This is a genomic window from Enterococcus sp. DIV1537a (genome assembly GCF_051712085.1).
Classification (GTDB): domain Bacteria; phylum Bacillota; class Bacilli; order Lactobacillales; family Enterococcaceae; genus Enterococcus; species Enterococcus faecalis.
The window spans coordinates 2,419,227-2,432,271 of sequence record NZ_JBIOOE010000001.1 but is presented as its reverse complement, the minus strand read 5'-3'; the positions used below and the strand labels follow the sequence as shown (position 1 = coordinate 2,432,271).

The window sequence follows — 13,045 nt, the reverse complement described above, 5'->3', positions numbered from 1 at the left end:
CAACAAAACCAAACGTTGGTTTTGTTGTCTTTTTGTTATAATTTGCCAAATAATTGAAACAAATACAACATTAAGTAGCTGTAAGTAGCCACAGACCAGAATTTCAATAAAAGAACAATTTTCATGAATTCTTTTAAAGAAATATCTGTAATTCCCGCCACTAAACAAACAATATCATCTGGAGCGAAGGGGACTAACATAGTAAAGATTAAAAGCTTTTTGACATTGTGTTCATTTTTGTCTAAAATCTCTTCAAATTTTTTGTATTTATTGGGAGAAAGGATTATTTTTACAAAGCTACGTCCATAGTAACGAACTAGTAAAAAGCCAATAAACTCACCAATAATCAATCCAATATAGCTATACAAAAGGCCTTGCAAATTGCCAAACATCAACATTCCTGCAACAGAAGAGATTCCTCCAGGTAGAATAGGGATAATCACTTGGACGATTTGTAAAAAAATGAAACACAGAACCGCATAGTTACCAAACTGTTTAATAAAAGCTTGCAAGGAAGCAACAGAATGAAAAATTCCTCTGGAATATCCCCATAAAATTAAGCCGAAGAAAAGCACAAGTCCAACTAGGGGTAACCACCGAATGAGTCCATTTAAAAATTTTTTCTGATTAGTCATGAGTGGCCTCCTGACGTTTTCGACGGTATTTTTTAAAGCCAAGATAACCAGCCGTTCCCAGTAAAATCGTTCCGCTGACGGCAGTGCCGAGATAAATCATTCTTGGATGATAGGCAAAGGTTAACTGCTGTTTGCCAGCTGGGACTTCAACAGCTAAAAAGCCACCTAGAATGCGTTGTGTTTTTAATGGTTCTTTTTGTAGCGACGATTTGACTTGCCAATCTTGATCATAAGGAATGGACGTATACAGTAACTGAGTATCATTTCCAGGTACATTCAGTGCGCCATTTAAATGGCCTTTTTTAGTTGCATTCACGTGAAGAGCTTGTTGGCGTAATTTGTCAACCGCACGATTAAAGGCTGTTTGGTCTAAAGTTTGAAGTTGCCAATTAGTTAAATCAACCACTTGTTCAGCAGTTAGTGACAGGGTCACGGTAGTTCCTTTTTCAAAATGCCCTAAATTGAACAGTTGATTGGTTGCAATATAAATCGGCGTCGAGATAACTTGTTGGTTTACCTTCAATTGTGTAACTTTTTTCCATTTTAAATTCGGAATATAAAGATGCAAGTCGCCAGTGCTATTCACTTTAAAGGTTGCTTCAATTGTTTCGTTGGTATGATGAGGTTCATTTATCAACGAAGCTGTTTTAAAGTAAGGTTTATCCGTCGGCACGAGCGTTTGCAGGAGTTCTTCTTGGGCATCTAAAGGATTATTTTTTGCTAATTTTAACTTGGTTAATGCGGTTGGCGCCAAAAAGCCCATACCGATCGCTTCATCATTTTCCATGATTTTCGTGGAACCAACTGTTTTTAGCAATTTTTCACTCGTAGGTTTTTCAATTGGTAAAAAGTCATATTTCACATTTAAAAGTAAATTGGTTAATTGTGAATTATCCACATAAGCAATCCGGCGATCATTTTTTCGATATAAACCTAGCGCACTTAATGTGTCTTGGGTAGTGGCAGTTAAAGTCGAAGTATAGCTAGAAACGCCAGCATAGCCATAAAGTAAAGGATTATTGTAGCCGTTATTGATTTCACGGAACCCTGTTTCTTTGGAAGGAATGACTTGTTTCATGCGATAAAGTTCTGGTGCTGAGGTCATTTTTTCATCGATTAATTGGCTGTGTTTTCGGTAATCTTGGGCAAATGTTGCTTGGCTACCAAAGGGCATATGTTTAAAAGAAATCCAGAAATTCGTTGTTAATTCTGTGCTGACCAGTAAGAATAAAGCCACGACTACATAGTTTCTTAAGGCCTTTTTGTGTGCTAAACGCAAGCAAAAGAAAATCAACCAAATAAAAAGTAAACTTAGCCATAAATAATTGATCGAAATTAAGAGATTCTTTTGTGGACCATAATACAAAGATCCGTAGCCAATGACTAACAGCAGACTAAAAATAATAGGTGCGGACCAAGGAATGGTCACTTTTTTAAGCCAAGCTTCATAGGCAAAGACAATCAATAAAAAGCTAAAGATAAAGACATTTCGGTAAGGGAAACCAGCTGGGCTTTGAAACATGTGCCAGACAGTGTTAAAGGCTTCTAACCAAAAGCTTAAAAAGAGAATGAATAAAAGAATCGCTGAAGCTATTCTTTCTTTTAACGCAATTTGTTTCGTTTGAAAATAGGCGACACAGAGGAGTGTCACAAATAATCCAGCAAAAACGGTTGGTAAATGGTCTAAACGCAACTCATAATTAATAGAACCTAAGCCTAATTGCGAGAAGAACGAAGTGTTGAACTTAGGCGTTAAAAAGAACGTCGAGACATCAAAATCTGCTTTTTTTGTATAGAGCATTCCTTCTGCTGCAGGTAATAATAAAAAGCTAGTTGCGGTTCCTGTTAAAAAAGAAACGAGGATGAATAACGGACTTTGTTTAAAAAATTGCCGAATAGCATGGGCTTGAGTATTCTTTTTAAAGAACCAATAGATACTGTACAAAACAGCAAAGAGACAAATCATATAACCCATGTAGTAATTCGTCACAATCGCTAAAAACAGGGTTATACTGTATAAGCCCCATTTGCGTTGATCCCATAAACGTTGGAGTCCCAATAAGATAAGCGGGAATAGAATCAGTGCATCCAACCACATAAAGTTTTGGCTATAGACGGTGACAAAGCCACAGAAACTATAGGACGTTGAAAAAAGTAACGTGGTGCCATCAACTTTTTGATAGGTGTATTTTAAATAGCTAAACATCGTAGTGCCCATCAAGGCAAGTTTTAAGGTAATAATCCATAAAATTGCTATAGGTAATTGTTCATAAGGAAAAAAGAAAGCCAACACATTAAAAGGGCTCAGTAAGTAATAGGCTGCCAAAGGAACAATCGACTCACCAATCTCATTGGAAAAAGAGTAGAATGTATTTATTCCCTCGTGAAAAGAGCGTTTTAAAAAACTCAAGAAAGGCATGTATTGCGTGCCTAAATCACTAACTAATAAGTTGTTGTCACCAAAAGGCGCAAGTTGTAATGTCATCCATACAAGCAACAGAAGTAAAAACGGCAAGAAAAAACTTCCTAACCATAAAAGCTTCGATTTGTTTTTCATCAAAATAAGTCCACCTTTATAAAAAAATCATGAATAAGCGTGTTGAACGCTCTAAAAATAGTTTTTAATTGGCTGGCTGGAACGAACCATCCAGAATGTTAGTTTACCATAAGTTCATTAATGTATCCGCTAATAACGCAAAATTATGAAAAATGCAAAAAGTTTTCAAGAAAAAGTTTCAATTGGTTATTAGTGAAAAAGTCACCTAACTTAGTTATAATGTAGAAGAAGACAAGGAGTTGGACAAGATGCAATTAACAATAGAAGAAGCCATTGAATGGATTCATAGCCGGTTACCCTTTGGTTCAAGACCTGGTTTGGATCGGATTAATGCGTTATTAGAAAAAATTGATCATCCAGAAAACAAAGTGCCAACGATTCATATCGCAGGAACCAATGGTAAAGGCTCAACCGTGACATATTTACGCTGTCTATTAGAAGAAATGGGCTTGAAAGTCGGAACCTTTACCTCTCCTTATATTGAATCATTTAATGAAAGAATTGCGATAAATGGTCAACCAATTTCAGACGAACAATTGATTACCTATGTGGAAAAGTATCAACCAATCATTAAAGAATTAGACAAAATCACTGAAGTGGCTGGAATTACAGAATTCGAAACATTGACAGGAATGGCCTTGGACTATTTCGTGAATGAACAAGTGGATATCGCAGTTGTTGAAGTTGGCTTAGGTGGATTACTTGATAGCACCAATGTCGTGAAGCCATTATTGACGGGAATTACGACAATTGGAAAGGATCACACAGAAATTTTAGGTGAAACAATTGCTGAAATTGCCTATCAAAAAGCGGGTATTATTAAAGAAAAAGTCCCAGTAGTAACAGGCAATATTTGTGCTGATGCGCTAGCAGTCATTGAAAAAGTCGCACAAGAAAAACAGAGTCCAATTTTTCGTTTTGGCAAAGAGTATCAAGTGGAATATCTACATCCTGACACACAATGGGGGGAAGTATTTAATTTCTATGGAGAAATGGGCAAACTGACAAAGATTAAAGTTCCCTTGTTGGGGCGTCACCAAGTAGAAAACGCGGCGGTAGCTATTCAATTATTTGACAAGTATTGCCAACTACAACATTTGCCGTTTAAAGAACGAGACATTACTCAAGGGTTAGCTAAAGCGCAATGGCCAGCTCGAATGGAACGTCTTAGTGATGAACCGTTGATTGTTTTAGATGGTGCCCACAATGATCATGCAGTAAAACGCTTAGTTGAAAACTTGCGCAAAGAGTTTCCACAACACACGATTCATATTTTATTTTCAGCTTTAGCAACTAAAGATGTGGATGAGATGATTCAGGACTTAAAGCAAGTACCGAATGCGCATCTTTACTTAACTAGCTTTGATTACCCTAAAGCTATTGCACTTACAGAAATGGAAAAATATGAAGACGATTTAACAGAAATTGTGTCTTTATGGCAATTTGGCTTAGGCGAAATTTTAGAAAAAATGTCGGCAGATGATTTATTATTAGTAACAGGTTCATTATATTTTGTTTCTCAAGTAAGAGAATTACTTTTAACTATAGGAGGAAATGATGAAGAAATTTGATGGCGTAATTTTTGATATGGATGGGTTGCTTTTTGATACGGAGTTGATTTACTATACATCTACTCAAAAAGTAGCAGATGCAATAGGGTTACCATATAGTAAAGAAGTCTATTTAGACTATGTTGGGATTTCCGATGAAGAAGTACAAGAGAATTACCGACGTATTTATGCATCCTATGGTCACGACACAGTGGAAGAATTTATCCGCCGTTCTTATGATGATACCCTACAAGAGTTTCGATCTGGTAACGTCCCTTTAAAACCAGGGGTGGTGGAATTCCTCGACTTTTTAGATGATCAAAAAATTCCTCGATTGGTTGCTTCAAGTAACGTCCGTCCAGCAATTGAAATGTTATTAAGCCATGCTGGGATTCAGGATCGTTTTGTAGGGATCGTTTCAGCAGAGGATGTTAAACGAGCAAAACCGGACCCAGAAATTTTTCAAAAAGCTCGTCAACTTTTAGGAACAGAAGCCCCGAAAACCTTGATTTTCGAAGACTCATTTCATGGGGTAAGTGCGGCTCATAGTGCGGGCATTCCAGTGATCATGGTACCTGATTTATTGCAACCAACTGAAGTTATCCAAGAGAAAACATTGCATGTCTTGGAGAGTTTACATCAAGCGCCACATTATTTAAAATAATAAAAACAACACTCCTTTGCGTAGTTTATTAATGACTAGCAAAGGAGGTTTTTTATGCAAGTATCGGATCTATTTATTCGCGAGATGCCGAGTGATTGTTTACCACGAGAACGGCTCTTAGCGATAGGAGAAAAAGCATTATCAAATCAAGAGTTGTTGGCGATTCTGTTACGAACTGGCTCAAAAGAAGCAGACGTGATGACTGTTGCCGCAACGCTGTTAAAACAGTTTAAGCAACTTTCTTATTTGCGGCAAGCCACATTGAACGAGTTAATGGCTATTAGAGGCATTGGCCAAGTGAAAGCCATTGAATTACGTGCGGCTATTGAATTGGGGTGTCGAATTTATCAAAGTAGTCAAATCAAATTTGGCAAAGTTACGTCCAGTCAACAAGTCGCTCTACGATTACTCCAAGAGATGAAGGGGCTGCAACAAGAACATTTAATTTGTATTTACTTGAATACTAAGAATGACATTATTCAACAGAAAACGATTTTCAAAGGATCACTGAATCAAAGTATTGCTCATCCACGCGAAATTTTTCGGGAAGCGGTTAAATATTCTTCTGCTCGCATACTATTAGCTCATAATCATCCATCTGGCAATCCGACACCGTCTCCACAAGATATTCAATTTACCAAACGAATGGAAGAATGTGGCGAAATGATGGGGATTCAATTGTTGGATCATATTATTGTTGGTGATAGCGGATACATTAGTTTGAGAGAAGAGAATTTTTTTGCTTCAGAATGAGGACAATTCTTGCAAAAATATTTTATCACGTGTAAAATGAAAGGGTAATCTTGTTTGGAATTATGTAGACTTTTTAAATGTTTTTAAATATTCTATTGGAAGCGAGCAAAGTTACGACTATTTATGTGCAAATGCACGAGGAGGAACAAAAGAATGGAACAAGGAACAGTAAAATGGTTTAACGCAGAAAAAGGTTTTGGGTTTATCTCACGCGAAGACGGAAGCGACGTATTCGTACACTTCTCAGCTATCCAAGGTGATGGTTTCAAAACTTTAGAAGAAGGTCAATCAGTGACTTTTGATGTTGAAGATTCAGACCGTGGCCCTCAAGCAGTTAACGTAGAAAAAAACTAATAAAAAATAATCCAAAAACACCTAACGCATGTTAGGTGTTTTTTTGTTAGAAAAAATAGAGAAGAAAAATGAACAAACATTTTTCTTCTCTATTAAATGAGAGCTTTATTGATCACTAACTGTGGCAGTCATAATCATTGGCAGAATCATTGGATGACGTTCTGTTTGTTCAAACAAGAAAGGCTGTAAAGCGGTCGTCATGGCTTCGCCTAATTTTGCTTCGGTACAGTTTTTATCTTTCATTGCTTCACGTAGAGCATTGAATAAAAGACGTTGGCCTTCATGAATCATATCACCAGACTCACGCATGTAGACAAAACCACGGGAAAGAATGTCTGGACCAGCCATAATTTCTTTATTTTTAATATCAACCGTTGCTACCGCTAAAACTAAACCTTCTTCAGATAAGATACGACGATCCCGTAAAACAACATTCCCGATATCACCGACACCATTTCCATCAACGTACACGTCATTAGCGTTGAAGTGACCAGCAGGACGTGCGCTATCAGCCGTTAAAGCTAAGACATCGCCGTTGCCCATGATAAAGCAATTTTCTTCAGGAACCCCTGTATCTTGAGCGAGCGAAGCATGGATTTTTAACATTCTAAATTCACCATGAACAGGCATGAAATATTTAGGCTTCATCAAGCGAAGCATTAATTTTTGCTCTTCTTGTCCACCGTGACCAGAAGTATGGATATTATTGATTTTTCCGTGGATAACTTCCGCACCGGCTTCAGATAATAAGTTGATTAAACGGTTAACACTTGTCGTATTCCCAGGAATTGGTGAGCTTGAGAAAACAACCGTATCGCCTGGTTGAATACTAATTTGGCGGTGTGTACCGTTAGCAATCCGACTAAGCGCGGCCATAGGTTCTCCTTGAGAGCCAGTACATAAAATCATTGTTTCATTTGCTGGCAATTGGTTCAGTTCCGCCGCATCGACAAACGTTCCTTTTGGCACTTTGATGTAGCCTAAGCGTTCGCCATTGACAATGGCATTTTCCATGCTACGACCAAAAACAGCAATTTTGCGACCGGTTTTCACAGCTGCGTCAGCAGCTTGTTGTAAACGGAAAATGTTTGAAGCAAAACTGGCAAAGATAATCCGACCATCAATTTTTTCAAAGATTTTTAAAATAGAGGTCCCAATTGTTTTTTCGGATTTTGTAAAGGTGGGTATTTCAGCATTGGTACTATCCGAAAGAAGACAAAGGACGCCTTCTTCACCTAATTTTGCCATTCTGTGTAAGTTGGCTGGCTCGCCAACGGGTGTAAAGTCAAACTTAAAGTCACCTGTTGCGACAATGTTACCAGAAGGCGTTTTAACCACAACGCCCAAGGCATCAGGAATACTGTGAGTCGTCCGGAAAAAGCTAATCGCTGTTTTTCTAAAACGAATCACCGTATCTTCATTAATTTCGTGTAATTCCGCTTCTCGCAATAAACCATGTTCATCTAGTTTGTTGGTAATTAAAGCCAAGGCTAGTGGTCCCGCATAGATTGGAATATTCGCTTGACGTAAAAGATAAGGAACGCCACCAATATGGTCTTCATGACCGTGGGTAATAACGAGTGCTTTGACTTTATGCAAATTTTGAACGATGTAGCTATAATCTGGAATCACGTAGTCAATCCCAAGTAAATCATCTTCTGGGAATTTGATCCCAGCATCAATAATGATAATTTCATCTTGGAATTGTACCCCATATGTGTTTTTTCCAATTTCGCCTAAACCACCGATTGCAAAAACGCCAGTTTCGTTATTTTTTATGTTTACTTTCATGTTAAAACTCCGTTAGAGTGAAGTCCGCATGTTCTTGCTCGTAAGCAAGATGTTTTTCGTCTAATAATTGAACGTATTCAATATTGTATGGGGTATTTTCTTCAACTAATTGGCGCACGATTACATCGCTATCGGCTTCCATGTAAAGAGATTTTGTGTCTTCTCTTTTTGGGTTTCTGATTTTTGTTTCTTGATAGTATACTTTGTAAATCATCGATTCATTTCTCCTTCAGCTACTAATAGTAGCAATTTATAGTTTTTTTCATTTTAAGACAGAAAATTAAACACAACAAAACGAGGTGCTGATCACCTAAAAAAGAATGCTCATCAAAAACATCTGTTAATGATGAAATGAAGCCTCGACTTTGCTTCATTCTGGGTATTTGATTTTATGTGTTCTTTTTCAACCGTCCCGTGTGTTGTGAATAACAACAATTAAGCTTATTTTATCATAGAATGATAAGGAAGTATAGAAACACTCACTGGACTTTAAAAAAAAACAAACTTCTTGTGTCGCCTTATTCTTGATCAAGTTCAAGTGCCTTTTTTTTAGGACGCCAATACCAACTTAAGCCAATCACGTGGGCTAAATAAACAATCGCTAAAGTCGTAGTCATCAACGTATTTCGGACAATTAAACACGGAATGGCAAATAAAAGAAACATGGAAATAAATAGTTTCCATTTGCCTTTACGAGTAATTTTTTTCTCAAAGAAGGCTTCTTGGATATATTTTTGATAATAAGAAGAAGCTAAAAATTTGTTATAAAGTTTATCTGAACTACGCATCCAAAAAAAGGCCGTTAATAAATAAAAACCAGTGGTGGGTAAAAGCGGCAAAAAGATTCCTAACGTGCCTAAAGCAAACGTACAGGAACCGAGAAAAATGAAGAATAATTTTTTCATTCAAAGGGTCCTTTCAGTTTTTCCCAATTATGGCACAATCAAAAGGAAGTAGCAATTTTAATCGTATAAGTAAATCATTAAAATTATCTATTTTTTAGAAAATCTAAAAGGGAAAGGATAGAAAGAGAAAGGCTGTTTTTTCTAGCCAGACAGCTTGTATTACCGATTTCTTTTTGATACAGTGGGAGTACTAGAAAATTTAAAGTAAGATAAGAAGGAGATGATTAATTGAAGTTAATGTGGCGTTACACAATGCGTTATAAGAAATTACTTTTCGCTGATTTTATTTGTGTGTTTGGTTTTATTTTGATTGAATTAGGCTTGCCGACCATTTTAGCACGAATGATTGACAAAGGAATTATTCCTAGAGATAAGGACTATATTTATCAGCAAGGGATTTGGATGGTTGTAATTACGATTATTGGTGTCGCAATGAATATTTTGCTGGGGTACTTTGGTGCCAGAATTACAACAAACATTGTTCGTGATATTCGTGATGATTTATTTGAAAAGATTCAAACTTTCTCACACAGTGAATATGAAAGTATTGGGGTTTCTTCCTTAATTACGCGAACTACCAATGATGCATACCAAATTATGCTCTTCATGGGAAATATTTTACGTCTTGGCTTTATGACGCCAGTGATGTTTATTGCCAGTCTTTACATGGTGATGCGGACGAGTCCGTCGTTAGGAATGTACGTTTTAGGTGCCTTGCCTTTTCTACTGCTAGCCGTTGTCGGGATTGCTCGTTTGTCAGAACCGTTATCTAAAAAGCAACAAAAGAACTTAGATGGAATCAACGGGATTTTAAGAGAAAATCTTTCTGGATTGCGGGTAATACGCGCATTTGTTAATGAAAAATTTGAAGAATCTCGTTTTAATAAAGTCAATGAAACTTACACTAAAAGTTCAAAAAGTCTGTTTCGTTTAATGGCAGCAGCCCAACCAGGGTTCTTTTTCTTATTTAATATTGTGATGGTCTTAATCATTTGGAGCGGGACTGTTCAAATCAGCCATGGGGATTTAGAAGTTGGGAATTTAATTGCTTTTATTGAATATATTTTCCATGCGCTGTTCTCGTTTATGTTATTTGCCAGTGTCTTTATGATGTATCCGCGGGCTGCGGTTTCGGCTTCACGGATTCAAGAAGCCTTAGACATGGAACCAGCTATTCGTGAAGAAGAAGGCGTAACAGAAACAGCTACTAAAGGCTATCTAGAGTTTAAAAATGTAACCTTTGCCTATCCTGGACATGCGGAAAGCCCAGTCATCCGCAATGTAAGTTTTAAGGCGTCACCTGGTGAAACAGTGGCCTTTATTGGGAGCACAGGTAGTGGGAAATCAACATTAATTCAATTGATTCCACGGTTTTATGATGTATCAGAAGGTGAAATTTTAATCGATGGAGTGAACGTAAAAGAGTACCAACTTAGTGCATTACGCAATAAGATTGGCTATATTCCACAAAAAGCGTTACTTTTTACTGGTACAATTGCTGATAATCTTCGCTACGGTAAGGAAGATGCGACGTTAGAAGAAATGGAACGAGCAATTGACATTGCTCAAGCTACAGAATTTGTTTCACAAAAACCGCAAGGCTATGATGAACCTCTTTCAGAAGGTGGCACGAACTTTTCTGGTGGTCAAAAACAACGTTTAGCTATCGCACGGGCGATTATTCGCAATCCGGAAATTTATATATTTGATGATAGTTTTTCTGCGTTAGATTATCAAACAGATGCAAATTTACGAGCGCGTCTGAAAAAAGAAACAACAGAATCCACTGTTTTAATTGTGGCACAACGTGTTGGAACAATTATGCATGCGGACCGCATTGTTGTTTTAAACGAAGGCGACGTGGTCGGAATTGGCACACATCGTGAATTACTTGAGACTTGTCCAATTTACTATGATATTGCGGCTTCTCAATTGTCAGAGGAGGAATTAGCATGAAACACGCCTTTTCTTCTATGAAACGAATCGGTCGCTATATTAAACCGTACCGAGTGACGTTTTATTTAGTTATTTTATTTACAATATTAACCGTTGCCTTTAATGCAGCGTTGCCTTATTTGACTGGATTACCAACGACAGAAATTAGCCGTAATATTGCGGCCGGTGAATCAATCAATTTTGATTATGTAATCCAATGTTTAATTTGGATTTTAGTTGTGGGAACAGGTTATTGTGTGGCACAATTTTTGTCAGGCTTTTTAATGACGAATGTCGTTCAACAATCCATGCGCGATTTACGTCGAGATATTGAAGAAAAAATCAATCGTTTGCCAGTTTCTTATTTTGATAAGAACCAACAAGGAAATATTTTGTCACGGGTGACGAACGATGTGGATGCTGTCAGCAATGCGATGCAACAAAGTTTTATTAATATTGTTTCGGCAGTCTTAGGGATTGTGATGGCGGTAGTGATGATGTTCTTGATCAATCCGCTGATGGCGATTTTTTCAGTGATTATGATTCCGTTGTCTCTGATTATTTCCAAAACAATTGTTAAAATCTCCCAGAAATATTTCCAAGGAATGCAAAATTCTTTAGGAGACTTAAATGGTTATGTCCAAGAAAATATGACTGGGTTCAGTGTCTTAAAACTATATGGTCGGGAAAAAGAAACCCTTGAAGGCTTTAAACAAGTCAATCATCGATTAAATGGTTTTGGTTTCAAAGCATCCTTTATCTCAGGATTAATGTTGCCATTGGTTCAGATGACCGCTTATGGGACCTATATCGGGGTAGCTGTCCTTGGTAGTTACTATGTGGTTGCTGGTGTGATTGTAGTGGGGCAATTACAAGCGTTTATTCAATATATTTGGCAAATTAGCCAACCAATGGGGAATATTACGCAGTTGTCTGCAGCTTTACAAAGCGCTTCAGCTTCGACCATGCGGATTTTTGAAATCCTAGATGAACCAGAAGAAGAACTTAACGAACAAGATGTTCCTTTACCAGAACCTATTTTAGGCTCTGTTGAATTTGAAAATGTCAGCTTTAGTTATGACCCAGAAAAACCGTTAATTCGTAATTTGAACTTTAAAGTTGATGCGGGCCAAATGGTTGCGATTGTGGGACCAACTGGCGCTGGGAAAACAACCTTAATCAATTTGCTGATGCGTTTTTATGATGTAACAGAAGGCGCCATTAAAATTGATGGTATTGACACGAAAAAAATGAACCGTAGTGATGTCCGTTCTGTATTTGGAATGGTATTGCAAGATGCTTGGTTGTATAAAGGTACCATTGCAGATAACATTCGTTTTGGGAAGTTGGATGCCACGGATTATGAAGTTGTCGATGCAGCGAAAACGGCCAATGTGGATCACTTCATTCGGACAATGCCAGATGGGTATGAAATGGAAATCAATTCTGAGGGAGATAACGTTTCCCTTGGTCAAAAACAATTGTTGACCATTGCCCGAGCGGTAATTTCTGATCCGAAAATTTTGATTTTAGATGAGGCGACTAGTTCAGTCGATACACGCTTGGAAGCCTTAATTCAAAAAGCAATGGATCGTGTTATGGAAGGACGAACGAGTTTCGTTATTGCCCACCGCCTATCAACTATTCGTGAAGCTGATTTAATTCTTGTTATGAAACAAGGAGAAATCATTGAAAAAGGTACGCATCATGAGTTGCTGGAACAAGGTGGCTTCTATGAAAAACTATACAATAGTCAATTTGCTGAAGAAGGCGACTATGAGGAATAAAAAAGAGCCTGGGACAAAAATCACTTTGGATTTTTGTCCCAGGCTTAAAAATTGATAAACGGCGGGAACAGAAGCAACTCCTTCGGAAATAAGCCGAAATTATCCAAAAATTAT

The 13,045-nt window shown here is 37.5% G+C and carries 11 protein-coding genes; 6 read left to right on the top strand and 5 right to left on the bottom strand.

The window, feature by feature from the left end; all coding sequences use genetic code 11:
* Nucleotides 1-35: 35 nt before the first annotated feature.
* Together IGJ41_RS11980 and IGJ41_RS11975 are read right to left on the bottom strand one after the other, a co-directional pair.
* Nucleotides 36-635, bottom strand: coding sequence for a TVP38/TMEM64 family protein (locus IGJ41_RS11980; RefSeq protein ID WP_252672100.1), 600 nt, complete (start codon nucleotides 633-635; stop codon nucleotides 36-38).
* Complete coding sequence (locus IGJ41_RS11975) at nucleotides 628-3,192, bottom strand: YfhO family protein (protein ID WP_438714499.1); 2,565 nt, start codon at nucleotides 3,190-3,192, stop codon at nucleotides 628-630. Before IGJ41_RS11975 ends, IGJ41_RS11980 begins: the two co-directional genes overlap by 8 nt.
* A 248-nt stretch (nucleotides 3,193-3,440) precedes the next feature.
* On the opposite strand from IGJ41_RS11975, the gene IGJ41_RS11970 reads away from it, so the two are divergent.
* From IGJ41_RS11970 to IGJ41_RS11955, 4 genes are all read left to right on the top strand, one after another.
* The gene (locus IGJ41_RS11970; RefSeq protein ID WP_010827760.1) at nucleotides 3,441-4,763 is read left to right on the top strand and encodes a bifunctional folylpolyglutamate synthase/dihydrofolate synthase; all 1,323 of its coding nucleotides are present in this window, start codon (nucleotides 3,441-3,443) and stop codon (nucleotides 4,761-4,763) included.
* Nucleotides 4,747-5,406 (top strand): HAD family hydrolase, encoded by a 660-nt coding sequence (locus IGJ41_RS11965; RefSeq protein WP_025191191.1) that lies wholly within the window; start codon nucleotides 4,747-4,749, stop codon nucleotides 5,404-5,406. The genes IGJ41_RS11970 and IGJ41_RS11965 overlap by 17 nt, the downstream gene beginning before the upstream one ends.
* A gap of 54 nt (nucleotides 5,407-5,460) precedes the next feature.
* Nucleotides 5,461-6,159 carry a RadC family protein gene (radC, locus tag IGJ41_RS11960; protein ID WP_373966905.1) on the top strand — a complete coding sequence of 233 codons (699 nt, stop codon included), beginning with the start codon at nucleotides 5,461-5,463 and terminating at the stop codon, nucleotides 6,157-6,159.
* 153 nt (nucleotides 6,160-6,312) lie between these two features.
* Entirely contained in the window at nucleotides 6,313-6,513 is a 201-nt protein-coding gene (locus IGJ41_RS11955) for a cold-shock protein (RefSeq protein ID WP_010827758.1), read from the top strand.
* A 105-nt stretch (nucleotides 6,514-6,618) separates the two neighbouring features.
* Here IGJ41_RS11955 and rnjA read toward each other — a convergent pair whose 3' ends face one another.
* From rnjA to IGJ41_RS11940, 3 genes are all read right to left on the bottom strand, one after another.
* Entirely contained in the window at nucleotides 6,619-8,304 is a 1,686-nt protein-coding gene (gene rnjA / locus IGJ41_RS11950) for a ribonuclease J1 (RefSeq protein ID WP_002355122.1), read from the bottom strand.
* Between the two features lies 1 nt (nucleotide 8,305).
* Nucleotides 8,306-8,518, bottom strand: a complete 213-nt coding sequence (locus IGJ41_RS11945; RefSeq protein ID WP_002355123.1) for a DNA-directed RNA polymerase subunit epsilon — start codon at nucleotides 8,516-8,518, stop codon at nucleotides 8,306-8,308.
* Between the two features lie 304 nt (nucleotides 8,519-8,822).
* Nucleotides 8,823-9,209: a YbaN family protein gene (locus IGJ41_RS11940; RefSeq protein ID WP_002355126.1), complete on the bottom strand. Its 387-nt coding sequence runs from the start codon at nucleotides 9,207-9,209 to the stop codon at nucleotides 8,823-8,825.
* A gap of 228 nt (nucleotides 9,210-9,437) precedes the next feature.
* On the opposite strand from IGJ41_RS11940, the gene efrA reads away from it, so the two are divergent.
* Nucleotides 9,438-11,165, top strand: coding sequence for a multidrug efflux ABC transporter subunit EfrA (gene efrA, locus IGJ41_RS11935; RefSeq protein ID WP_438714495.1), 1,728 nt, complete (start codon nucleotides 9,438-9,440; stop codon nucleotides 11,163-11,165).
* Nucleotides 11,162-12,931, top strand: coding sequence for a multidrug efflux ABC transporter subunit EfrB (gene efrB / locus IGJ41_RS11930; protein ID WP_108120202.1), 1,770 nt, complete (start codon nucleotides 11,162-11,164; stop codon nucleotides 12,929-12,931). The genes efrA and efrB overlap by 4 nt, the downstream gene beginning before the upstream one ends.
* Nucleotides 12,932-13,045: the final 114 nt, after the last annotated feature.

Coding starts and splice junctions, on each gene's coding strand:
- IGJ41_RS11980 (WP_252672100.1), bottom strand. CDS start 635: ATGACTAATCAGAAAAAATTTTTAAATGGACTCATTCGGTGGTTACCC.
- IGJ41_RS11975 (WP_438714499.1), bottom strand. CDS start 3,192: ATGAAAAACAAATCGAAGCTTTTATGGTTAGGAAGTTTTTTCTTGCCG.
- IGJ41_RS11970 (WP_010827760.1), top strand. CDS start 3,441: ATGCAATTAACAATAGAAGAAGCCATTGAATGGATTCATAGCCGGTTA.
- IGJ41_RS11965 (WP_025191191.1), top strand. CDS start 4,747: ATGATGAAGAAATTTGATGGCGTAATTTTTGATATGGATGGGTTGCTT.
- radC (WP_373966905.1), top strand. CDS start 5,461: ATGCAAGTATCGGATCTATTTATTCGCGAGATGCCGAGTGATTGTTTA.
- IGJ41_RS11955 (WP_010827758.1), top strand. CDS start 6,313: ATGGAACAAGGAACAGTAAAATGGTTTAACGCAGAAAAAGGTTTTGGG.
- rnjA (WP_002355122.1), bottom strand. CDS start 8,304: ATGAAAGTAAACATAAAAAATAACGAAACTGGCGTTTTTGCAATCGGT.
- IGJ41_RS11945 (WP_002355123.1), bottom strand. CDS start 8,518: ATGATTTACAAAGTATACTATCAAGAAACAAAAATCAGAAACCCAAAA.
- IGJ41_RS11940 (WP_002355126.1), bottom strand. CDS start 9,209: ATGAAAAAATTATTCTTCATTTTTCTCGGTTCCTGTACGTTTGCTTTA.
- efrB (WP_108120202.1), top strand. CDS start 11,162: ATGAAACACGCCTTTTCTTCTATGAAACGAATCGGTCGCTATATTAAA.